The sequence below is a fragment of the Rhodanobacter sp. FW106-PBR-R2A-1-15 genome (assembly GCF_058789735.1).
Genome location: NZ_JBYTEM010000025.1, coordinates 14,305 through 35,168, shown reverse-complemented (window position 1 = coordinate 35,168; position 20,864 = coordinate 14,305). Strand labels below are relative to the sequence as shown.

Here is a 20,864-nt window from a genome sequence, read left to right as displayed (position 1 = left end):
TCAATCCGCCAGTTGTGCCGCCTGTTGCCGTGCCATCCGCTCCCGCAGCGCGGCAGCGATCGCGACCGTTTCGCGCAGCGGTGACGGTGGCCGCGCCGGCGCGTCGTCGTCGAGGCCACGCAGCCGGCCAGCTTCGCGCAGCGATTGGTGGAAGCGCGCGAGCTTCGCCGGCAGCGGCGCGGTGACCAGGGTCTCGACCGGGCAGCCGACGGCGCAGGCCTCCGAGAGCATGTTCACCGAATCGGGCGTGACCACCAGCCGGTCGGCCCAGCCGAGCACGCCGGGGTAGGGATTGCGGCCGTCGTCGGGGCCGGCCCAGAGCAGGCCGGGCACGTCGCGCAAGGCACGGCGAAACACCTCGACCAGCGCCGGTGGGGTGCGGCGCGAACCCAGCACCAGCAGGCTGCCGCCTCCGTGGCGCTGGCGTTCGAGCAGGTGTGCGGCCAGCTGGCGGGCGTAGTCGGCGTCCAGCGCGATGCCGCGGCGCGGACCGCCGAGCAGCACGCCCACGCGCGGCGACGGCAACTCGGCAAAGCGGGGGCAGGCGTCGCGGCCGTCGGCCAGCCACTCCTCGTCGACCGGGTTCAGCGAGCCCAGCGGCTGCAGCACGTTGGGGCCGTCGAGCTGGTCATGGCGGGGTGCGATCACTGCGTCCCAGTGCGCGGGGTCGATGCGCGGGTCCAGGATCTGCACTGTGTAGCAGCGGCCATCGGCCAGCCGGCGCAGCAGGCGGGTGCACAGCGCGGCGGCGCGACCGCAGCCGATCGCCACGGCCGGCCACGGTGGCGCGAACAGTCGCCGCTGGCGGGCGGGCAGGGCGAGCCGGCCACCCAGGGTCAGCCGCGGCGCCAGCCACGCCCACGGTGCCCGCGGCTGCAGCACCAGGTGGCGCAGCGGCAGTTGCAGGTATTCGGCCAACGCCAGCGCCTGGCGCTGGTTGCCGGCGGCGCTGTCGGTGATCACCCAGCATTCGCCGCGCAGTTTCAACATGCGTGCAGGCGCCGCGACATTGTTTCCCGAATGAACACGGTATGTTCCCTCAGTGGGTGGGCCGTTCGCTTGCAAGCGCCTATACACTTGCACAATGGCATCATTGCCGACACGTCTTCCACCGAGGATACCGATGAGCGAGTTGCTTTCCGAGGCCAGTCTGGACCAGTTGTTCCGCAATGCCCGCACCTTCAACGCGTGGCTGCCGAAAGAAGTGAGCGACGAACAGCTGCAGCAGGTCTTCGACTTGGCCAAGTTCGGTCCGACCAGCGCGAACTGCTCGCCGATGCGGGTGGTCTTCGTGAAGTCGAAGGCGGCGAAGGCGAAGCTGGAGCCGTTCCTGTCCGATGGCAACCGCGCCAAGACCATGGAGGCGCCGGTCACCGCGATCGTGGCCACCGACTACGCGTTCTACGAGCAGTTGCCGAAGCTGTTCCCGCATGCCGACGCGAAAAGCTGGTTCGTCGGCAACCAGCCGCTGATCGACAGCACCGCGTTCCGCAACGCCACCTTGCAGGGTGCCTACCTGCTGTTGGCGGCGCGTGCGGTCGGGCTGGACTGCGGCCCGATGTCCGGCTTCGACAACGCCGGCGTGGATGCGGCGTTCTTCGCCGGCACCACGGTCAAGTCGAATTTCCTGATCAGCATCGGTTACGGCGACGCCAGCCGCAACCTGTTTCCGCGCAGTCCCCGCCTGACGTTCGACGAAGCCTGCACGATAGCCTGAAGCCCGCGTCCCACCCCGCTTTTCCATCCCCCCATTTTCCAAGGAGTCTTTTCATGCGCGCATTGAAGTATCTCGCTCTCGCCGGCCTGCTCGGCGCCGCCGTGTCGGTCCAGGCCGCCCCGGTCACCTACAAGCTCGACCCTGACCACACGATGGTGCTGTTCAGCTGGAACCACTTCGGCTACTCCAACCCCACCGCCAACCTCGGCCTGGGCGAGGGCACCCTGGTGTTCGACGAGCAGCACCCGGCCAACTCCAGCGTGGAGGTGAAGCTGCCGCTCGACCTGCTTGACACCCATGTGCCGGCGCTGGACGAGCACCTGAAGAAGGCGGACTTCCTCGACGCCGCCCAGTATCCGGTGGTGACCTTCAAGAGCACCGCCGTGCAGGCGCTCGGCGCCAACAAGTTCAAGGTCAGCGGCAACCTCACCGTGCACGGCGTGACCAAGCCGGTGGTGCTCGCCGCGACACTGAACAAGATCGGCCCGCACCCGATGACCAAGGCGCCCTCGGTCGGCTTCGACGCCACCGCCAGCATCAAGCGCTCGGAGTTCGGTGTCGCCGGCTATGTGCCGAACGTCGGCGACGAGCTGACCATCCGCATCACCACTGAGGCCTCGGTGCCGAAGCAGGCCGCGGCCAAGTAAGTCGCCGTCGCCCACAAAAAAACCGCGCCATCCCGGCGCGGTTTTTTTTGTGTGGATGCGCTGGCTCAGTTCGCCCTCACACCGACGTCCTTGAGCGATTCCAGCTTGGTCAGGTCGATGCCGACCACCGCCTGCTTCAGCTGCTCGATGCCGTCGACGTAGCCGTTCGCCTTCACCGTGAAGCGCTTGCCGACCACCATGCTTTACTCACCGTACTTCGACTGGGTGTCCCATTCCTCGTGGACCAGGTTGCCATTGGCGCCGTAGGTCTTCTCGTAGCCGTGCTCGGTCTGCTTCTCCTCTTCCGGCGCCATCGCGGAGGCCAGCGACATAAAGCCCCCGGCGCCGCTGCTGCCGGTGACATGCATGCCGCCGACCGCCGCGCCGGTCAGCGCGGCAGTGCCGATCACGCCGGCAACGACCAGGCCGACGATCCAGCCCAGCACGGTCGCGCTGATCACGCTGACCGCGGCGTAGCCGCCGGCTTTCTCCGGTGGGCACTTGATGGTGTGCGGCAGGCCCAGATACAGCAGGTAGATGCTGTAGACACCGCCGATCAGCACGATCGGCAGGCCCAGCCAGGGCCCGATCACGCCGCTGCCGGCAACCCAGCTGGCGGTCCATGCGTAGGCCACCGCCTTCAGCGCCTGGTTCATGTCCTTCTCGCCGCCGAAGGTCGGCGCCAGCGCGTTGACGATCAACGCCACCACGTAGACCGGCACCAGCGCCAGCACGTAGTGCAGCAGCATGCCGGCGATGCCCATGGCCGCTCCCCGGTGTTCCGTGTGCTGCCCCCGACAGGGGGCTGCAGCCCTGCTACCATTTGCAGCTTGATGTCCAGTCCGGAGTCCGCCGATGTCGTCCCCCCTTTCCGCGGCGGTGCCGCTGGTGCCGGCAAATGCCGAAAATCGTTACGAAGTGACGCGCGCCGACCTGCCGTTGTCCTGCCCGATGCCCGGCATGGCGCTGTGGAATTCCCATCCGCGGGTGTACCTGCCGATCGTCGACGACGGCGGCGAGACCGTCTGCGCCTACTGTGGCGCGCATTACGTGCTGCGCGACTGATTCTCCGGCAGCGTTCAGCTCGCTGGCGGCATTGTTCTTGCTTGTCTCCAGAGGATGAAAGCCTCCAGCCCAGAGCTCATGTCCAGCATGGTCGTGCCCGTCAAGCTGCTGACCGTGGTCCAGCTGATCCCTGCGCTGCATTCCGGCGGCGCGGAGCGTTCGGCGCTGGAAATCGCCCGCGGCCTGGTGCAGGCCGGCCACCGCTCGGTGGTGATCTCGGCCGGCGGGCGGCTGGTCGCGCAGTTGCAGGCCGAAGGCAGCGAGCACATCACGCTGGACCTGGGGCGCAAGTCGCTGGGCACGCTGGGCCGGCTCGGTGCGTTGCGGCGGGCGCTGCGTGAGCTGAAGCCCGACATCGTGCATGCCCGTTCGCGGCTGCCGGCCTGGATGGGCTGGTGGGCGCTGAAGGGAATGACGCCGCGGCCGCATTTCGTCACCACCGTGCACGGGCTCAACTCGCCTGGGCGCTACAGCGCGATCCTGCTGCGCGGCGAACGCGTGATCGCGGTCTCGCAGACCCTGCGCGACTACGTGCTGAGCCATTACCGCTGGCTGGAGCCGGGCAAGGTGCGGGTGATCCCGCGCGGCATCGATCCGCTGACGTTTACCTACGGACACCGGCCGGATGACGCCTGGCAGAAAGCCTTCTTCGCCGAGTTTCCAGCACTGGCCGGCGCGCCGCTGCTGACCCTGCCCGGGCGCGGCACGCGGCTGAAGGGCCACCATGATGCGGTCGAGCTGCTGGCCGACCTCAAGCGCCGCGGCATCGAGGCGCGGCTGCTGCTGCTGGGAGTGGTCGAGCCCGGCCGCGAGGCCTATGTGGCCGAACTGCGCGAGCTGATCCGCGTGCGGGGAGTGGCCTCACAGGTGGTGCTGACGCCGTCGCGCGACGACGTGCGCGACATCTACGCGATCTCGGCGCTGGTGCTGCAGCTGTCGAACCGGCCCGAGTCGTTCGGGCGCACGGTGATCGAGGCGCTGTCGTTGTGCCGTCCGGTGCTGGGCTACGCGCACGGCGGCGTGGGCGAGTTGCTGGCCGAACTGTACCCGGCCGGCCGCGTGCCGCCGGGCGACCGTGAGCGGCTGGTCGAGCGGGCCGCCGAATTGCTGCGGGTGGCGCCGCCGATCTCGCCGCTGCAAAGCTACCGCTTGGTCGACATGCAGCAGGCCACGCTGGCGCTTTATGACGAAGTGACCGGCGGCTAGAGCCTGCCTCCGGGTCCGCGAACGTTCGCGCTCGCCTACAATGCGTGACCACTTTCGCTGCGGTTCGCGCATGCATTCCTTCACCACCTCGTTCAAGGCCGCGCTGCGTTCCCCTCTGCTGCCATTCTGGCTGGTGGTCGCCTTGCTGCCGTTCGGGCGCAGTTCGGAGCTGGGCACGTTGCTGTGCCTGCTCGGCGTGATCATGCTGTTTGCGCGAAACCCGCAGGCGCTGCGCGAGCACCCCGGCGCGCAACTGCTGCTGTGGTTGCTGGCCGCCTACACGGGGGCGGCGCTGTTCTCCGCCGTCGATGCGATCCGGCCGGGCAAGAGCTGGGGCACCGTGGTTGCGCTGCTGCGCTACGCGCCGCTGGGCCTGTACGCCTGCTTCGCGATTCGCCGCGAGGAGAAGTTGCTGGCGCTCTACGTGGCGGTGGCCTGGGTGCTGGCGTTGTGGTGCGCCGATGCGTGGCTGCAGGCGCTGACCGGGTGGAGCCTGGGCGGGCACGCCGAGGCCGAGCGCGTTTCCGGCATCTTCGGCGCCGACAATCTCAAGCTGGGGCCGACGCTTGCGGTGCTGTCGCCGTTCGCGCTGTGGGCGGCGCGGCGGCGCTGGGGGTTGCCGGGCCTGCTGCTGGCGTTCGCCCTGATATTGGGGCCGGTGCTGCTGGCCGGTTCGCGTGCCGCCTGGTTGAGCTATGCGCTGGTGGCGCTGGGTTTCGCCTGGCGCGAGGCGCGCTCGCCATGGCGCTTTGCCGGTTTCTGCGCGGTCGCGGCGGTGCTGCTGGCGCTGGCCGGCGGCATCGCCTGGAAAACCTCGACGCGGTTCCATGACCGCATGGAGCGCACCTTGCTGGTGCTGCACGGCACCGACCAGTCGCTCGATACCGCGCTCAGCGGCCGGCTCGACATCTGGCACGCCAGCATCAAGATGTTCGCGGCGCACCCGATCAACGGCGTCGGTGTGCGCGGCTTCCGCTACGCGTATCCGCAGTACGCGCCGGCGAACGATCACTTCGTGGCCACCGGCGAGGCCTGCGGCGTGGGCGAAGGTGCCTGCCACGCGCATCAGCTGGTGCTGGAGATCCTCACCGAGACCGGCACGCTCGGCCTCGCGCTGTGGCTGGCCGCGGTCGCGCTGGCGTGGCGCGCATGGCGCCGGGTCGGCGCCGCGGCGCGAGCGCGGGCGTTCCCCGTCACGCTGGCGCTGGGGGTGATGCTGTTCCCGCTGAACACCCACCTGGCGTTCTACTCGGCCTGGTGGGGCCTGCTGTTCGCCTGGCTGCTCGGGCTGTGGTGCGCCAGTTTATTTGTAGCCGGCATCCATGCCGGCAAAGAAGAGCCCGGCATCCGTGCCGGACTCCTCAAAGAAGCACGCTCCTTGGAGGCGCGCGATGGGGCGTGAGGCGCTGTCGGTGGTGGTGACCACCTTCAACAGCGCCGGCACGCTCGACGCCTGCCTGCGCGGGGTGGCCTGGGCCGACGAGATCGTGGTGCTGGACTCGGGCTCGACCGACGCCACCGCGGCGATCGCCGCGCACTACGGCGCGCGCCTCCACGCGCAGCCGTTCGCCGGCTACAGCGCACAGAAGCAGGCGGCGATCGACCTGGCCAGCCACCGTTGGGTGTTGCTGCTGGATTCCGACGAATCGCTCGAGGCGGACGCCACGGCGCCCCTGCAGCGGGCGCTGCTCGCGCCGGACTGCGCGGGCTACCAGTTGTGGCGGCGCGAGTGGCAGTTCTGGCGCTGGCAGTCGCGGCGCGGCCGACTCAACCACTACGTGCGCCTGTTCGACCGGCAGCGTGCGCGCATGAGCGACCATGAAGTGCACGAGGAAGTGCAGGTGGACGGCCCGGTGGGCGTGCTCGACGTGGTCATCGACCACCACGGCGAGCCCGACGTCGCCGGCCGCGTGGCCAAGGCGAACCGCTACTCCAGCCTGCAGCAGGCCGACCTGGCCAAACGCCGGGTCGGCTGGCTGCGGCTGCGCATGGTGGCGTATCCGACGGTGGCGTTCCTGCGCTACTACGTACTGCGCGGGCACTGGCGCTCCGGTTGGGCCGGCTTCATCGCGGCGCGCATCCATGCGTTCTACGCGTTCCTGAAGTACGCCAAGCTGTACGAGCGACGACGGCCGCGGGACTGATCCGGCGGGCTCAGTCGCCGCTCAGGATCTGCAGGAAGCGGTCGGCGATCACCAGCATGCTGAAGTGCTGCTCCACGTAGTCGCGCGCGGCGGTGCCCATCGACGCCAGCAGCGCCGGATCGCACAGCTTCAGGATCGCCTCGCGCCACGCCGCCACGTCGCCCGGCGGCAGCAGCAGGCCGGTCACGCCGGCCTGCAGCGTCTCGGGTATCCCGCCGATGTCGCTGCCCAGCACCGGGACGCCGGCGGCTTGCGCCTCGACCGAGACGCGCCCGAAGGTTTCCGTGGCGACCGACGGGAAGGCCAGCATCGACATCGCGCTGTAATACGGCAGCACGTCGGGGATCCAGCCCAGGAAGTGGTGCCGGTCCGCGGTAGGGTCCGCCGCGGCGCGTTCGCGCAGCGCTGCGGCATCCGGGCCGTCGCCCAGCCACAGGCAATGCAGCCGCGGCTGCTGCGCCATTGCCGCGCTGGCCGCCTCGAACAGCGGGAAGATGCCCTTGCCGCCATGCATGCGGCCGCTGTAGCCGAGTACGATCGCCTGCTCGTCCAGGCCAAGCGCGCGCAGGATCTCACGGCGCCGCTGCGGGTCGGGCCGGCACAGTTCCGTGTTGACCGGGTTGTAGAGCACCCGCACCAGATGGCCGGGGACGCCCCGGTCCAGATAGGCCTGGCGCGCATGCTCGGAGACGGCGAGGAAGCGTTGCGCGAGGCGCGGGATCAGCCAGCCGGAAAGGCGCTTCATCGGCGGCGTGCGATGCCGGAACAGCGCCACCGGGATGCGCAGCAGTCGCCCGATCAGGATCAGCGGCCAGTACTCCTTGCCGAAATTGCCCACCAGCCAGTCCGGTTTCAGCTGCCGCGCCGCCCTGATGACGGCGAGATAGCCGCGCAGGTCGAACGCGTTGCGGAACTTCGCCTTGCTCAGGCGGACATCCGAGCCGGCCAGCCCCTGCCAGATCAGTCCGTTGGGGTAGACCACTGCGCCGACCTGATGACCGGCCACGGCCATCGCCTGCGCCAGGGCGACGAAGTGGCTGGCGGCGCCGGTGTTCTCGGGATTGGTGCCGACGAAGAGCAGCTTCACGCGCGGCGATCCTCGTAGCGCGACAGCACGCGCAGGGCGAATTGCGGCAGCAGGTGGTGGCGCGCCACCTGCACCCGCGGCAGCTGCCACAGGTCCATGCCGGCAATGGCGCGGCCGCGCCGGGTGGTGGTGGCGGCATCGAAGCCGGCCTCGCGCGCCACGCCGGCCACGCGGTCGTCGGCGTCGCCGTACGGGTAGCAGAACTGGCTGACCGGGGTGCCGAGGCGATCCTCCAGCGTGGCCTTGCTGCCGTGGATCTCGTCGTGCAGCTGGGCGTCACTGCATTGCGTCAGGCGAGGGTGGCTGCGGCTGTGCGCGCCAACCTCCATGCCGCCGCGGTGCCAGTCGCGCAGCTGCTCCGCCGACATCAGCGGCTTGCGCACGCCCAGCCGTTCGGCGTCCCACTGGTTGTAGCGGCCGATGCTGCCGCTGACGACGTAGCAGGTGGCGCTGAAGCCGTGGCGCTGCAGGATGGGCAGGGCGGCGTCCAGGTTGTCCACGTAGCCGTCGTCCAGCGTGATCACGGCGACGCGACCGCTGCGCTCGCCGCGCAGGTAGGGCATCGCGGCCGACATCGACAACCCGCGGTAACCGAGCCGGCGCAACAACCACATCTGCCGCGCGAACACCGCCGGGCTCACGAACAGGCTGCGGTACACGCGCAGGTCGCGCGGGGCGCGCGCGATGTTGTGATACATCAGGATGGGCAGGGGCGGTGTGCCCTGCGCAGCGGCGTCGTTCACTTTCCAACTCCTGTGCCGGTGCGGCGCTGGGGAAGCGGCGCAACCGCTGCGCGAACCCGCCGGTCCGTTCGCACCGCCAGCCTGGAAGGGCCGGCGGCCTGTGCGGATCAGGGTGGTTGCGCAAAGTCGCCACTCGCATGCGAGGCGGGTCGGCGGAGTCGACCCGGGTCCCGGAATTGGTGCAATTCTCGGCGGGCCAGGCTTTCACCCGGCTTACGGATCAGTAGATCGCGGGCGCCCCGGGCGGGCGGGTCTTGAAGCGCTTGTGCACCCACAGGTACTGCTCGGGCGCTGCGCGCACCATCTGCTCGATGCAGGCGTTGACGCGGGCGGTGTCGGCTGCTGCGTCGGCGCCGGGGAAGCCGTCCAGTGGCGCGCCGAGGCGCAGCGCGTAGCCCCCGCCATCCGGCAGGCGGCGGTGGAAGAACGGGATCACCAGCGCGCCGGACATGCGCGCCAGGTGATGGGTGGCGGTGATGGTGGCCGCCGGCACGCCGAAGAACGGCACGAACACGGTGTCCTTGCTGCGCATGTCCTGGTCCGGCGCGTACCACAGCGTGCCGCCGCCGCGCAGGTACTTCACGGTGCCGCGGAGGTCGTCTTTCTCGAACATCGCGTCGGCGTAGTCCAGTCGCGCGCGCAGCACGACCCACTCGAATACGGCCGAATCCATCCGGCGGTACATGCCGGCGATGCGGATGCGCCGCGAGACCAGTCGCGCGCACAGCTCCAGGTGCGAGAAGTGCCCGCCGACCAGCAGCACGCCCTTGCCCTGCGCGCGCGCCGCCTCGAGGTGTTGCAGCCCCTCGATACGGGTCGGGATGGCGGCCATGCGCCGCTCGCTGCCCATCCAGCCCAGCGCGAACTCCACCAGCATCAGGCCGATGTCGCGCAGGTTCGCGTCGACCAGCGCGGCACGCGCGGCAGCGTCGAGTTCGGGAAAGCACAGCGCGATGTTCGCCGCGGCGATGCGCCGGCGCTCGGAAGGAACCAGCCGCACCAGCGCGCCGAGCCGCCGGCCCAGCCACATCAGCGCGCGCTGCGGCAGCCGCGCGATCAGCCAGATCACGCCCGCGCCCAGCCACGCCGGCCAGTGGCGCGGCGCGAGCAGCGAGCGGGTGAAGCGGGGGCGTGGCATGCCGGGCATCGTGCGCATTGTAGAGGAGGCCGCCAGCCGGCACCGCGCCGCGACGGCATGCCGCGTGCCCGGCGGGGGCGGCGCGCGCTCTCGTATACTGCCGCGCTGGACTGACGGGCCCCGACGTTGCGTTACCTCTATACCCTCGCGATGTATCTGGCGACGCCGCTGCTGGTGCTGCGGCTGCTGGCGCGTGGCGTGCGTTCGCGGCCGTACCACTGGCGCTGGCCGGAGCGCTTCGGCTTTTTCGACCCGCCCGGTTTCCGCGGCAGCCTGTGGGTGCATGCGGTGTCGGTGGGCGAGGTGAACGCGGCTGAGCCGCTGATCAAGGCGCTGCGGCGCGACTACCCGAACGCGCCGCTGGTGATCACCACGGTTACCCCGACCGGTACCGCACGCGTGCAGCAGTTGTTCGGCAACAGCGTGTTCCACGTCTACCTGCCGTACGACCTGCCGTACTCGGTGGGCCGCTTCCTGAAGAAGATCCGGCCGCGGCTGGCGCTGATCGTGGAAACCGAGATCTGGCCGAACCTGTACTTCGCCTGCCACCGGCGCGGCATTCCGCTGATGATCGTCAATGCGCGACTGTCGGAGCGCTCGCTGCGTGGCTACAAGCCGTTGCGCGGGCTGCTGCGCTCGGCGCTGCGCTGCGTGCGGCTGATCGCTGCGCAGTCGCGCACCGATGCGGCCCGCTACCGCCTGCTCGGGGCCGCCCCGGAGCAGGTGCTGGTCACCGGCAACATGAAGTTCGACATGCCGATCCCCGCCGGCGCGGTGGCCGAAGGCGCCACGATGCGCGGACACTGGGGGCCGCGGCGGCCGGTGTGGATCGCGGCCAGCACCCACGAGGGCGAGGAGCAGGCGGTGCTGGAGGCACACCTGCAGGTGCTGAAGCGCCTGCCCGACGCGCTGCTGCTGCTGGCGCCGCGCCATCCGGAGCGTTTCAAGCTGGTCGAACACACGGTGCGCAGTCTCGGCTTCACGGTCGCCACGCGCAGCCTCGACGGGGTGCCGTCCACTGCGCACCAGGTGTTCGTGATCGACGCCATGGGGCAGCTGATGCCGTTCTTCGCGGCCTCCGACCTGGCCTTCGTCGGCGGCAGCCTGGTGCCGATCGGCGGCCACAACCTGCTGGAGCCGGCGGCGCTGTCGGTGCCGGTGCTGGTGGGGCCGCACACCTTCAACTTCGAGGAGATCACCCGCAGCCTGATCGAGGAGGGCGGCGCCGAGCGCGTGGCAGATGCCGCACGGCTGGGGCCGGCCGCGCTGAAGCTGTTGCTCGATGCGGTCGCGCGCGCGCGCATGGGGCAAGCCGCGCAGCGCGTGTTCGAGCGCGAACGCGGCGCGGTGCAGCGGGTCATGCGGCTGATCGACGCCCTGCTGCAGGAGTGACCGCTCGGAAAACGGCACGACCGGGCGTGGGCCCGGTCGCGCTTGCGTGCGACGCGCGGTGGTTTACTGCAACAGCGCGTTGATCTCCTCGATATCCTTCAGCTCGGCGGTGCCGGCGGTCTGCCTGAGCAGCAGCTTGTTCAGGATGAACTGGTGGCGGGCCTGCGAGTAGCTGCTCTCCGAGGAGGTCAGGACCTGGATCGCCAACAGCACGTTGGTCATCGTCTGGGTGCCCACCTCGAAGCCGGCACGGGTCGCCTCCAGCGCCTTGCGGCCCGACTCCACCGAGGCCTTGGCCGATTCCACCTGGGCGATGCCGGCGATCACCGAGCGGTAGTAATTGAGCGTGTCGCGCACCACCTGGCGGCGCTGCGCTTCCAGCGCGTCGGTGGCGGCGTCGCGCTGGTAGATCGACTGGCGTACGCGCGACTGGGTGAAGCCGCCGGAGAAGATCGGCACGTTCAAGGTCAGGCCGATGGTGGTCGAGGAGGGGTCGCGGTAGCGTGCGCCGGCGTTGCTGTCCGACCAGCCGGCACCCTTGCCGTAGCTGACACCGGCGGTGATCGTCGGCAGGTGGCCGGCGCGCGCGGCACTGATGTTGTGCTGCGCCGTCTGCACGTTGTACTTCTGGGTGAGCAGGTTGGGGTTGGTCTCCAGCGCCTGCTTGACCCAGCTGTCCTGGTCAGCCGGTGTCGGCGGCTGCATCGGCAGGTCGTCGCGCAGCTTCTTCAGTTCACCGGTCGGCTTGCCGGTGACCTGGGTGAGCGCCTCGCGGGCGTCGTTGAGTGTATTCTGCGTGGCAATGGTCTGCGACTTGGCCGCCTCGTAGTAGGCCTTGGCCTGGTACACGTCGGTGATCGCCGAGAGGCCAACCTTGAAGCGCTGGTCGGACTGCTCGTACTGCTGGCGGAAGGCATCCTCGTTGGCCTTGGCGAAGGTCAGCTCGTCCTCGCTGGTGAGCACGCCGAAGTAAGCCGCGGCCACGCGCCCGTAGAGCTCCTGCGCCGCGGCCTGGTACAGCTCGTCCTGCGCATCGGAGGCCGAGTGCGCGGCCTTGAGGTTGGCGTACTTGCTGAAGTCGAGCACGGTCTGGCTGAGCGTGCCGTTGATCGAGCGCGTGCGGCTGTGGCCGATCTGGTTGCCGCCGTTGATCTGATTGAGGCTCATGCTGGCGCCGATCTGCGGCAGCAGCAGCGCGCGCGCCTGGTCCACCCCCTCGGCGGTGGCCAGGCGGGTGGCGTCGGCCTGCGACAACACCGGATCGTTGGCGCGCGCATCGCGATAAGCATCGAGCAGATCCTCGCTGTGACCGGGCAGCGAGACGGCAGCCAGGGCCAGGGCAAGGGTAAGCAGCTTCAAACGCATGGGGTGCCTCGTGAGGATCGGTGCGGGGGCGGAATCAGAACACGAACCGCGGTGGTGGTTCGGCGTGGGTCAGGTAGGGCAGGTCGGTTTCGAACAGGGTTTCTTCGCGGTAGCGACCGGCGCCTTCGTGGGTGAGCAAGGCGGCCTGCTGCACCGGCGACAGGCCGCGAATCACCAGCGCGCGCGCACCGGGCTTGAGCCAGTCCAGCCAGCGTGACGGCACCGCGTGTACCGCGCCGGTCACCACCAGCGCGTCGAACAGGCCGTCGGGCTGCCACTCGCGCACCGCCTCGCCGGTGGCCAGTATCGCATTAGTGACGCCGGCGGCCTGCAGTCGCTGCGTGGCGGCGGCGGTGAAATCGGCGTGGATGTCGACACTGGTCACCTGCCCGCCAAGGCCGGCCAGGCAGGCGGTGAGGAAGCCCGAGCCGGTGCCGATCTCCAGCACGCGGTCGGTGGGTGCCAGCTCCAGCGCCTGCAGCACGCGGCCTTCCACCACCGGCTTCATCATCACCTCGCCGTGGCCCAGCGGCAGGCACAGATCGGCGAACGCCAGCTGGCGATGCTGGGCGGCAACGAAGTCCTCGCGACGCACGCGGCCGAGCACCTCCAGCACGCGGCCGTCCAGTACTTCCCACGGGCGTACCTGGTTTTCCACCATGTTCACCCGCGCCTGTTCGATATTCATTACCATCTGCCATGTCCCGTGGGGAGCGAAAAAGACCAAGAAGGATAAGCGCTGGCGCCTGCCTCGACAACGACACTCCGACACTCCGGGGTGCTGGCAAGCCTGACGGTTGCCTGCGGGGCCACGAAGTGCCGGAAGTCACCGCCGCGCGTTGACGTTCGTCATGGTGTCCGGCGCACAGGCGATGGACACTGACGGCGTTGGCGTCGTTCTGGAAATAATTGAACCGTTGCGTATAATAAAGCTTGGCTATTTCTTTGTGAAGGTGTGAAGGTAGTGGCATGAACAGCGCGCAGGTCAAATCCCAGGGCCCCGGCCGCCCGAAGGACATGGAGAAGCGTGCGGCGATCCTGTCGGCGGCGAAGGCCCTGTTCATCCGCAACGCGTTTGCCGGCACCAGTATGGACGCGATCGCCGCGGACGCGGGCGTGTCCAAGCTCACCGTGTACAGCCATTTCGGTGACAAGGACAACCTGTTCCGCGAGGTGATCCGCTCGCGCATCCAGGACTTGCTGCCGGAAGAGACCTACTTCTTCGATCCAGCTGCCGACATCCACGACACCCTGCTGCGGGTGGCGCTGACTCACGCCCATCTCGACTGCAACGCCGAGACCGTCGGCACCTTCCGCGCCATCCTCAGCGATTGCCGCCAAGGCAACCCGCGCTACGGCAAGCTGATCTGGGAAGAGGGCGCGGCGCGTACGCATGGCCTGATGGAACGGCTGCTGCAGCAGGCGATTGACGCCGGCCAGCTCGACATTGACGACGTGGTGCGCGCCAGCGGGCAGTTCCTCAGCCTGATCAAGGGCAACCTTATGATGCGCCAGATGTTCGGCTGCACCGACTGTGCCGAGAGCTACGCCGAGGAAATCGAGAGCACCGCGCGGGCCGGCGTCGCGATGTTCCTGCGCGCCTACCAGCCGCGTTGAAGCAGCGTTGGCGAAACGAGCCAGGTGAAGTCCTCTTCACCTGGCTTTTTCATGCGCGTTCCTAGGCTGGTCGGACTTCCGACGGCATCGGCACGCTCGCCGCTGCCCATCCGTGCCCGCAGGAGCAAGCCATGGCCAAGACCAAGCCGTTCGTCAGCGACATCGAGAACATCCGCAAGCGTGCGCGCCAGGATATCGACAAGGGCGCGATAACGGCGGGTTACCGCGCCGATCGCGGAACGGTGGTCAAGTTGCTCAACCATGCGCTGGCCACCGAGATCGTCTGCGTGCTGCGCTACAAGTACCACTACTACATGGCTTCGGGCATCCACTCGCAGGCGATCAAGGCCGAGTTCCTGCAGCACGCGAACGAGGAGCAGGGCCACGCCGACCTGATCGCCGAGCGCATCACCCAGCTCGACGGCAAGCCGAACCTGTCGCCGGACGGCCTGCTCAGCCGCAGCCATGCCGACTACGTGGAGGGCGAGGATATCGTCGACATGATCAAGGAGGACCTGGTCGCCGAGCGCATCGCGATCGACAGCTACCGCGAGGTGATCGCCTACATCGGCACCGACGACCCGACCACCCGCCGCGTGCTGGAAGGCATCCTGGCGATGGAGGAAGAGCACGCCGAGGACATGAACACGCTGCTGGAGCAGCTCGGCAAGAAGGGCGAGCCGGCCAAGCCCTCGCCGGCCAGGAAGGCGGCGGGCAAACGCGGCTGACCGCTCGCCGGCACCGTCTCACCAGCCGGCCAGCACCAGCTTGCCGAGCGTGCGGCCGGACTCCAGCTGGCGGTGCGCCTCGCGCAGGTTCGCCGCGTTGATCGGTGCCAGCAGCGCGCTGCGCGTGCTGCGCAGTTCGCCGGAGTCGACCAGCGCGGCGATCCGTTCGAGGATGCGGCCCTGTTCGGCCATGTCGGCGGTGCCAAAGCGCGCCCGCGCGAACATGAACTCCCAGTGGATGCCGATGCACTTGGCCTTGTACGGATCGCCGACCCTCAGCGCGCCGGCCGGCTCCACGATCAGGCCGACGTGGCCTTGCGGCGCCAGCAGCTGGCCGACCGCGTCCCAGTAGTGGTCGGTGTCGGCGAGGTTGAGCACGGCGTCGACCTGGTTGAAACCCAGGGCCTCCAACTGCAGTGCCAGCGGATGGCGATGATTGGCCACGTGGTGCGCACCCATCGTGCGGCACCAGTCGGTGGTTTCGCTGCGCGAGGCGGTGGCGATCACCGTGAAGCCCGCGCGCCGCGCCAGCTGGATGGCGATCGAGCCCACGCCGCCGGCGCCGCCGATGATCAGCAGTGACTTGCCTTCGCCGCCATCCTCGCTGTCGAACGGCATGCGCTGAAACAATAGCTCCCACGCGGTCAGCGCGGTCAGCGGCAGCGCCGCCGCCTCGGCCAGGTCCAGCGAGCGCGGCGCATGCCCGACCAGCCGCGCGTCGACCAGCTGGAACTGCGCGTTGCTGCCCGGGCGGGTGACGTCGCCGGCGTAGTACACGCGGTCGCCCGGCCGGAAACCGTCGACCGCGTCGCCGGTCGCCTCTACCACCCCGGCGGCGTCGTAGCCGAGCACCTTCGGCTGCGTCTCGATCTGCGGCTTGGGTGAACGGATCTTGGTGTCGACCGGATTCACCGAGATCGCCTCCACGCGCACCAGCAGGTCATGCTCGCCGGGCGTCGGCGGCGGCAGCTCGACGTCGAACAACGATTGCGGGTCGTCGATTGGCAGGTAGCGGGTGAGTGCGACGGCTTTCATGGGACAACTCCATGGATGACTCGAAGGCCGCCCTTTGCTTCCCTCCGCAGGGAGGCGGGCAGGCGGCCTGATCCCCGATCGTACGCCCCGGCGGCGTGACGGGATGGTGCCGGCTCGGCGCTGGTCACGCGGCGCCGAGCCGAGCCTGTAAGCTTGGCCCATTCCCCGCAGGAGCCGCGCGATGCAGACCCCGGATACTTCGAACTCCTCGCGTCACGGCATCCGCCGCGCCATCCTGGCATTGCTCGCGCTGCTGGTGCTGGGCGTGGCGGCGCTGATGTGGTGGTGGGATACCGAGCCGGCGCTGTTCGATCCGGCGGCGGTGACCCAGGCGCAGCTGCAGGAGCTGAAGCGGCCGGTCAGCACCGGCGCGACCACCACCGCCACCCTGATCGCCTCGGTGCGTACGCTGCTGGACAAGCGCGGCGGCTACCTCAGCAACGACAAGCTGCCGCCGGGCGTGCTGCTGGACAACATCCCCAACTGGGAATTCGGTTCGCTGACCGCCTCGCGCGACCTGGTGCGCGCGCTGCGCAACGACTTCAGCCGCTCGCAGACGCAGTCGACCGAGGACAAGGACCTGGCCGAGGCCGACCCGCTGCTCAACAGCCCGAACGACCGCTGGCTGCTGCCCAGTTCGGAGAGCCAGTACCGCAAGGCGATCAAGCATCTGGAAGGCTATCTGGCCCGGCTCGGCGACAGCGAAACCAGCGGCGCGCATTTCTATGCCCGCGCCGACAACTTGGCCGACTACCTGCAGCTGGCCTCGGCGCGGCTCGGTTCGCTGTCGCAGCGGCTATCAGCCAGCGTGGGCCAGATCCGCATCGGCGAGGTGGCCGGCGCCGACCAGCCTGCGGCCGCCGGCACGGTGGCCGCGCCCGGCGGCGGCCGGCTGGTGAAGACGCCATGGACGAAGATCGACGACAACTTCTACGAGGCGCGCGGCTACACCTGGACGCTGCTGGAACAGCTCAAGGCGTTCCGCCAGGACTTCGGCCCGATCCTGCGCTCCAAGCACGCCGACGTCAGCCTGGAGCAGGTGATCCGCGAGCTGGAGGAGGCGCAGCGCCCGCTGCACAGCCCGATGGTGCTGAACGGTTCGCCGTTCGGCTTCTTCGCCAACCACTCGCTGGTGATGGCGAACTACGTGTCACGCGCGAACGCGGCGCTGATCGACCTGCGCGAACTGCTCAGGCGCGGCTAGTGCATGAGCGACAAACCCCGCCGGGGCGGGGTTTGTGCATGGATACTTCTGGTTGGCGGCAGGCTCAGCCGCTGATGGCGTCCTGGTAGCGCTGGAAGCCGGCGAGGATCTCGGCCTTCGCCTCGTTGGCGCCGACCCAGCCGTCCACCTTTACCCACTTGCCCTTCTCCAGATCCTTGTAGTGCTCGAAGAAGTGGCCGATGCGTTCCAGCCAGTGCGGCGAGACGCCCTTCATGTCGTTGATGTGCGCGTAGCCCGGGAACACCTTCGGCGAGGGGATCACCACCAGCTTCTCGTCGCTGCCGGCCTCGTCGCTCATCTTCAGCATGCCGACCGGGCGGCAGCGGATCACCGAGCCGACCGCCAGCGGCAGCGGCAGGATCACCACCGCGTCCAGCGGATCGCCGTCGCCGCCCAGGGTGCGCGGCACGTAGCCGTAGTTGCACGGGTAGCGCATCGGGGTGGACAGGATGCGGTCCACGAAGATCGCACCCGACTCCTTCTCCACCTCGTACTTGACCGGCTCGGCGTCCTTGGGGATCTCGATGATGACGTTGATTTCTTCCGGCACGTTGCGGCCGGCGGAGACGAGGTGCAGACCCATGGACTGTCCTTGGCGATGAAGGGGAAAAGAGGGTCCGCAAGAATACGCCAAACGCTGCTGCGATGCAGCAGTGGCGGGCTTCGCTGCGCCGGCGTTCAGGCCTTCGTCGGCTTCCGGTACGGCCGCTCGCGCAGCCATTTGGTAGCGATCCACTTCTCGCCCTCGAGCACCGGCAGGCCGGCGTGCAGCGAGCTGCGGTCGCCGCCCTCGTAGGCGAAATACACCGCGGCGCCGCGTCGTGCGGTGACGGTGAGGCCGAGCTCGGGGAACGCCGTGCCGCCGCCCCGCAAGGGCGTGTTCAGGTACATCACCACGCTGGCGATGCGCTGCCCGCCTGCGGCGGTGATCGCCTCGTAGCTGGGTTGCTCCGGGTCGAACCAGTCGAAGTGCGGCTCGTACTCCTGACCGGGCAGGTAGTGCAGGATCTGCAGTCCCTCGCCGTGGCTCGCCGGCACGCCGGTGAGGGCGGCCAGGCGCTGCTCGATGCGGCCGACCGGCGGCACTTCGTCCAGGGTGAAGAACATGCCCTCGCTGGTGCGCCGCCGATCCACCTGCTGGCGGCCGGCGCTGTCGACGGTGAGCGCGCGCTGCAGGCGCGGCTGCGCCAGCGCGATCAGCTCGTCGCATTCGTTCTCGTCGAGGAGGTTCTCCAGCACGCGCAGCACCGGCGCGTCGACGCTGAGCGAGACGCCGATCGTGCGATCGCCGGCGCGGACCTCGGGCGCCTCGGGGTGTTTCGCGCGCAGCCCCTTCAGCGATCCCCTGGTCGTGCCGGCGAGCAGCGTCGCCAGCGGCAGCTTCAGCACCTCGGCGACGATGCCGCGGCTCTGCCGCGGATCGTAGCCGTGCTCCTTCATCAACTGCAGCACCGCCGCCGTGCCGTGGCCGGCGCGTGTGGTGGCGAGGATCCATTCGCGCAGCTCGGGGCTGATGGTGGTGCGTGGGTGCATGGGGTCGGGATTACTTCAGCTGGTCCCACAGGAAGTCGTAGGCCATCGCGTGCATGTGGGCGGATTGCCGGTTGTCCGCACCGGCGCCGTGGCCGCCTTCGAGGTTCTCGTAGAACCACACGTTCCGGTGGCCTTGCGCCTGCATCCGCGCGGCCATCTTGCGCGCCTGCACCGGGCCGACGCGGTCGTCGCTGGTGGCGGTGTAGAACAGCACCGGCGGGTAGTGGCCGTCCTTCTGCACGTTCTGGTACGGCGAGAAGGTCTTGATGAAACTCCAGTCGGACGTGTCCGGGTTGCCGTATTCGGCCATCCACGAAGCGCCGGCGGACAGGTGGATGTAGCGCTTCATGTCCAGCAGCGGCACCTCGCAGGCGATCGCGCCGAACAGCTGCGGGTACATGGTCAGCATGTTGCCCATCAGCAGGCCGCCGTTGCTGCCGCCTTCGGCGCCGAGGTGCTGCGCCGAGGTCACGCCGCGCTTCACCAAGTCTTCGGCTACCGCGGCGAAATCCTCGTACGCGCGTGGGCGGTTCGCCTTCAGCGCAGCCTGGTGCCACTGCGGGCCGTACTCGCCGCCGCCGCGGATGTTCGCGATCACGTAGACGCCGCCGCGTTCCAGCCAGGCGCGGCCGACGCTGCCGCTGTAGTACGGCTGCAGCGAGACCTCGAAGCCGCCGTAGCCATACAGCAGGGTACGGTTGCTGCCGTCGAGCTCGATACCTTTCGGGGCGATCTCGAAGTACGGCACGCGGGTGCCGTCCTTCGATGTCACGAAGTGCTGGCTGACCGCGAACTTCGTGGCGTCGAAGAACGCCGGCGCCTGCTTGATCGTCTCGACCGCCGCGCCGTCCAGCACGCCGCGCTGCAGCGACGAAGGGGCCAGGAAGCCGGTGACGTCGAGCCAGTACTCGTCGCTGTGGTCGGGGTCGGTGTCGATCACGCTGATCGTGCTCAGCGCCGGCGCGCCCGCCATCGCCATGCGCTTCCAGTCGCCGTCGGGAGTGGCCATCTGCGGCGGAGTCAGCACCTCCAGCCGGCTCTTGACGTCGTCCATCAGGTTGAGGATCAGGTGGTTCCTGGTCCAGGCATACGAGTCCAGCGAGGTGTGCACGTCGGGTTTGAACAGCACGGTGAAGTGGCGCTTGCCGGCCATGAAGCCGTCGAATGGCGCCGCCAGCAGCGCGCCGGCAGGGTAGCTGCTGCCGTCCACCGTCCACGGCGAGCGGGTGCGCACCAGCAGCCAGTCGCGATGGGCGTCGGCTTCCGCGTCGGCCGGCACTTCGACGCGGGCCAGCTTGTCGCCGAGGCGCTGGTACAGGTCGCTGTGGTAGAAATCCCGGGCGACGGAAACGAAGTCGCGCTCGTAGCCCGGCGTGCGGTCGTGGTGGGCGCTGACCGCCAGGTCGCTCGGCTTGCCCTCGTACACGGTGGTGGCCGCGGCCAGCGGCGTGCCGCGCTTCCACTCCTTGGCGATGCGCGGATAGCTCGACTCGGTCATCGAGCCGGGGCCAAAGTCGGTGCCAATGTAGAGGGTGTCTTCGTCGATCCAGTCGACCTCGCTCTTCGCCACCGGCAAGACGAAGCCGTCCTTCACGAACGCCTTGTGCGGGATGCTGAACTCGCGCACGGCCACGGCGTCGCCGCCGTCTGGCGACAGCGAGACCAGGCAGCGCTCGTACGCCGGCTTCAGGCATCGCACGCCCTTGAACACCCAGCGCTTGCCTTCGGCCTGGTTCAACGCGTCGACGTCCAGCAGCACTTCCCACACCGGCACGGCCTTGCGGTACTCGGCCAGCGTGGTGCGCCGCCAGATGCCGCGCGGATGCGCCTTGTCGCGCCAGAAGTTGTACAGGTGGTCGCCCATGCGGTTGACGTAGGGGATGCGCGCTTCCGAGTCGAGCACCTCGAGGATGCCGTCGCGGGTATGGGCGAACTCGGTGTTGTCGACGAACTGCTTCGCGGTGGTCGCGTTCTGCTGCTTCACCCAGTCCAGTGCGCGCTCGCCGTGGATGTCCTCCAGCCACAGGAACGGGTCGTCGCTGGCCGCGTTGGCGGCGGGAGCGGGGGTGGTGTCGCGGGCGTGGCTATCGTTCATGCCCGCCAGTGTGACGCCGAGCGCCAGCGTCAGCCAGACTGCTTTCATCGTGTATCCCCAGGTGTGCGGTTGGAGGTGGTCGCGGTGGGCGCGGCCTGCCCCGCCGAGCGTAGCCGGGCTTGGCCGG

At 69.0% G+C, this 20,864-nt stretch carries 22 protein-coding genes; 10 read left to right on the top strand and 12 right to left on the bottom strand.

Translation table 11 applies throughout. The annotated features are described in order from the left end of the window. Positions 1-990, bottom strand: coding sequence for a mitochondrial fission ELM1 family protein (locus AC3WTD_RS13170; protein ID WP_027491400.1), 990 nt, complete (start codon positions 988-990; stop codon positions 1-3). A gap of 133 nt (positions 991-1,123) precedes the next feature. Between AC3WTD_RS13170 and AC3WTD_RS13165 the strand changes: the two genes are divergently transcribed. Both AC3WTD_RS13165 and AC3WTD_RS13160 read left to right on the top strand, forming a co-directional pair. After that, positions 1,124-1,717 (top strand): malonic semialdehyde reductase, encoded by a 594-nt coding sequence (locus AC3WTD_RS13165; RefSeq protein WP_027491401.1) that lies wholly within the window; start codon positions 1,124-1,126, stop codon positions 1,715-1,717. Between the two features lie 53 nt (positions 1,718-1,770). Next, a complete protein-coding gene (locus AC3WTD_RS13160; RefSeq protein ID WP_492614036.1) occupies positions 1,771-2,364 on the top strand; it encodes a YceI family protein in 594 nt (197 codons plus the stop codon). Positions 2,365-2,429: 65 nt separating this feature from the next. On the opposite strand, the gene AC3WTD_RS13155 is transcribed toward AC3WTD_RS13160, so the two are convergent. Continuing rightward, entirely contained in the window at positions 2,430-2,564 is a 135-nt protein-coding gene (locus tag AC3WTD_RS13155; RefSeq protein WP_255324808.1) for a hypothetical protein, read from the bottom strand. 3 nt (positions 2,565-2,567) lie between these two features. After that, positions 2,568-3,128 (bottom strand): Yip1 family protein, encoded by a 561-nt coding sequence (locus AC3WTD_RS13150; RefSeq protein WP_492614035.1) that lies wholly within the window; start codon positions 3,126-3,128, stop codon positions 2,568-2,570. Between the two features lie 91 nt (positions 3,129-3,219). Here AC3WTD_RS13150 and AC3WTD_RS13145 point away from each other — a divergent pair, with 91 nt between their 5' ends. The 4 genes from AC3WTD_RS13145 to AC3WTD_RS13130 all read left to right on the top strand — a co-directional run bounded on the left by AC3WTD_RS13145 (position 3,220) and on the right by AC3WTD_RS13130 (position 6,779). After that, the gene (locus AC3WTD_RS13145; RefSeq protein WP_008438157.1) at positions 3,220-3,429 is read left to right on the top strand and encodes a zinc-finger domain-containing protein; all 210 of its coding nucleotides are present in this window, start codon (positions 3,220-3,222) and stop codon (positions 3,427-3,429) included. Between the two features lie 78 nt (positions 3,430-3,507). Continuing rightward, complete coding sequence (locus AC3WTD_RS13140; protein WP_027491403.1) at positions 3,508-4,635, top strand: glycosyltransferase; 1,128 nt, start codon at positions 3,508-3,510, stop codon at positions 4,633-4,635. A 70-nt stretch (positions 4,636-4,705) separates the two neighbouring features. Then, positions 4,706-6,037: an O-antigen ligase family protein gene (locus AC3WTD_RS13135; protein WP_492614034.1), complete on the top strand. Its 1,332-nt coding sequence runs from the start codon at positions 4,706-4,708 to the stop codon at positions 6,035-6,037. Further along, positions 6,027-6,779: a glycosyltransferase family 2 protein gene (locus tag AC3WTD_RS13130; RefSeq protein WP_027491405.1), complete on the top strand. Its 753-nt coding sequence runs from the start codon at positions 6,027-6,029 to the stop codon at positions 6,777-6,779. The genes AC3WTD_RS13135 and AC3WTD_RS13130 overlap by 11 nt, the downstream gene beginning before the upstream one ends. A 10-nt stretch (positions 6,780-6,789) precedes the next feature. Here AC3WTD_RS13130 and AC3WTD_RS13125 read toward each other — a convergent pair whose 3' ends face one another. From AC3WTD_RS13125 to lpxL, 3 genes are all read right to left on the bottom strand, one after another. Then, on the bottom strand, positions 6,790-7,866 hold the full coding sequence (locus AC3WTD_RS13125) for a glycosyltransferase family 4 protein (protein ID WP_027491406.1): 1,077 nt from the start codon (positions 7,864-7,866) through the stop codon (positions 6,790-6,792). After that, positions 7,863-8,564 carry a polysaccharide deacetylase family protein gene (locus AC3WTD_RS13120; protein WP_492614053.1) on the bottom strand — a complete coding sequence of 234 codons (702 nt, stop codon included), beginning with the start codon at positions 8,562-8,564 and terminating at the stop codon, positions 7,863-7,865. The genes AC3WTD_RS13125 and AC3WTD_RS13120 overlap by 4 nt, the downstream gene beginning before the upstream one ends. A 265-nt stretch (positions 8,565-8,829) precedes the next feature. Next, positions 8,830-9,747, bottom strand: coding sequence for an LpxL/LpxP family Kdo(2)-lipid IV(A) lauroyl/palmitoleoyl acyltransferase (lpxL, locus tag AC3WTD_RS13115; protein ID WP_235642464.1), 918 nt, complete (start codon positions 9,745-9,747; stop codon positions 8,830-8,832). A 126-nt stretch (positions 9,748-9,873) separates the two neighbouring features. Between lpxL and waaA the strand changes: the two genes are divergently transcribed. After that, positions 9,874-11,139 (top strand): lipid IV(A) 3-deoxy-D-manno-octulosonic acid transferase, encoded by a 1,266-nt coding sequence (gene waaA, locus AC3WTD_RS13110; RefSeq protein WP_492614033.1) that lies wholly within the window; start codon positions 9,874-9,876, stop codon positions 11,137-11,139. A 63-nt stretch (positions 11,140-11,202) separates the two neighbouring features. On the opposite strand, the gene AC3WTD_RS13105 is transcribed toward waaA, so the two are convergent. After that, entirely contained in the window at positions 11,203-12,504 is a 1,302-nt protein-coding gene (locus AC3WTD_RS13105) for a TolC family outer membrane protein (RefSeq protein WP_027491410.1), read from the bottom strand. 34 nt (positions 12,505-12,538) lie between these two features. After that, positions 12,539-13,198 (bottom strand): protein-L-isoaspartate O-methyltransferase family protein, encoded by a 660-nt coding sequence (locus tag AC3WTD_RS13100; protein WP_008438148.1) that lies wholly within the window; start codon positions 13,196-13,198, stop codon positions 12,539-12,541. Positions 13,199-13,473: 275 nt separating this feature from the next. Between AC3WTD_RS13100 and AC3WTD_RS13095 the strand changes: the two genes are divergently transcribed. Both AC3WTD_RS13095 and AC3WTD_RS13090 read left to right on the top strand, forming a co-directional pair. After that, on the top strand, positions 13,474-14,121 hold the full coding sequence (locus AC3WTD_RS13095) for a TetR/AcrR family transcriptional regulator (RefSeq protein ID WP_027491411.1): 648 nt from the start codon (positions 13,474-13,476) through the stop codon (positions 14,119-14,121). Positions 14,122-14,252: 131 nt separating this feature from the next. Then, positions 14,253-14,849, top strand: coding sequence for a ferritin-like domain-containing protein (locus tag AC3WTD_RS13090; RefSeq protein WP_492614032.1), 597 nt, complete (start codon positions 14,253-14,255; stop codon positions 14,847-14,849). Between the two features lie 18 nt (positions 14,850-14,867). On the opposite strand, the gene AC3WTD_RS13085 is transcribed toward AC3WTD_RS13090, so the two are convergent. Further along, complete coding sequence (locus AC3WTD_RS13085) at positions 14,868-15,884, bottom strand: zinc-binding alcohol dehydrogenase family protein (protein ID WP_492614031.1); 1,017 nt, start codon at positions 15,882-15,884, stop codon at positions 14,868-14,870. A 181-nt stretch (positions 15,885-16,065) separates the two neighbouring features. Here AC3WTD_RS13085 and AC3WTD_RS13080 point away from each other — a divergent pair, with 181 nt between their 5' ends. Further along, a complete protein-coding gene (locus tag AC3WTD_RS13080; protein WP_492614030.1) occupies positions 16,066-17,088 on the top strand; it encodes a DUF2333 family protein in 1,023 nt (340 codons plus the stop codon). A 64-nt stretch (positions 17,089-17,152) separates the two neighbouring features. On the opposite strand, the gene ppa is transcribed toward AC3WTD_RS13080, so the two are convergent. The 3 genes from ppa to AC3WTD_RS13065 all read right to left on the bottom strand — a co-directional run bounded on the left by ppa (position 17,153) and on the right by AC3WTD_RS13065 (position 20,737). Continuing rightward, complete coding sequence (gene ppa / locus AC3WTD_RS13075; protein ID WP_027491415.1) at positions 17,153-17,692, bottom strand: inorganic diphosphatase; 540 nt, start codon at positions 17,690-17,692, stop codon at positions 17,153-17,155. A gap of 95 nt (positions 17,693-17,787) precedes the next feature. Then, positions 17,788-18,642: a 2OG-Fe(II) oxygenase gene (locus tag AC3WTD_RS13070; protein WP_492614029.1), complete on the bottom strand. Its 855-nt coding sequence runs from the start codon at positions 18,640-18,642 to the stop codon at positions 17,788-17,790. 10 nt (positions 18,643-18,652) lie between these two features. After that, on the bottom strand, positions 18,653-20,737 hold the full coding sequence (locus tag AC3WTD_RS13065; protein WP_492614052.1) for a prolyl oligopeptidase family serine peptidase: 2,085 nt from the start codon (positions 20,735-20,737) through the stop codon (positions 18,653-18,655). Positions 20,738-20,864 lie beyond the last annotated feature (127 nt).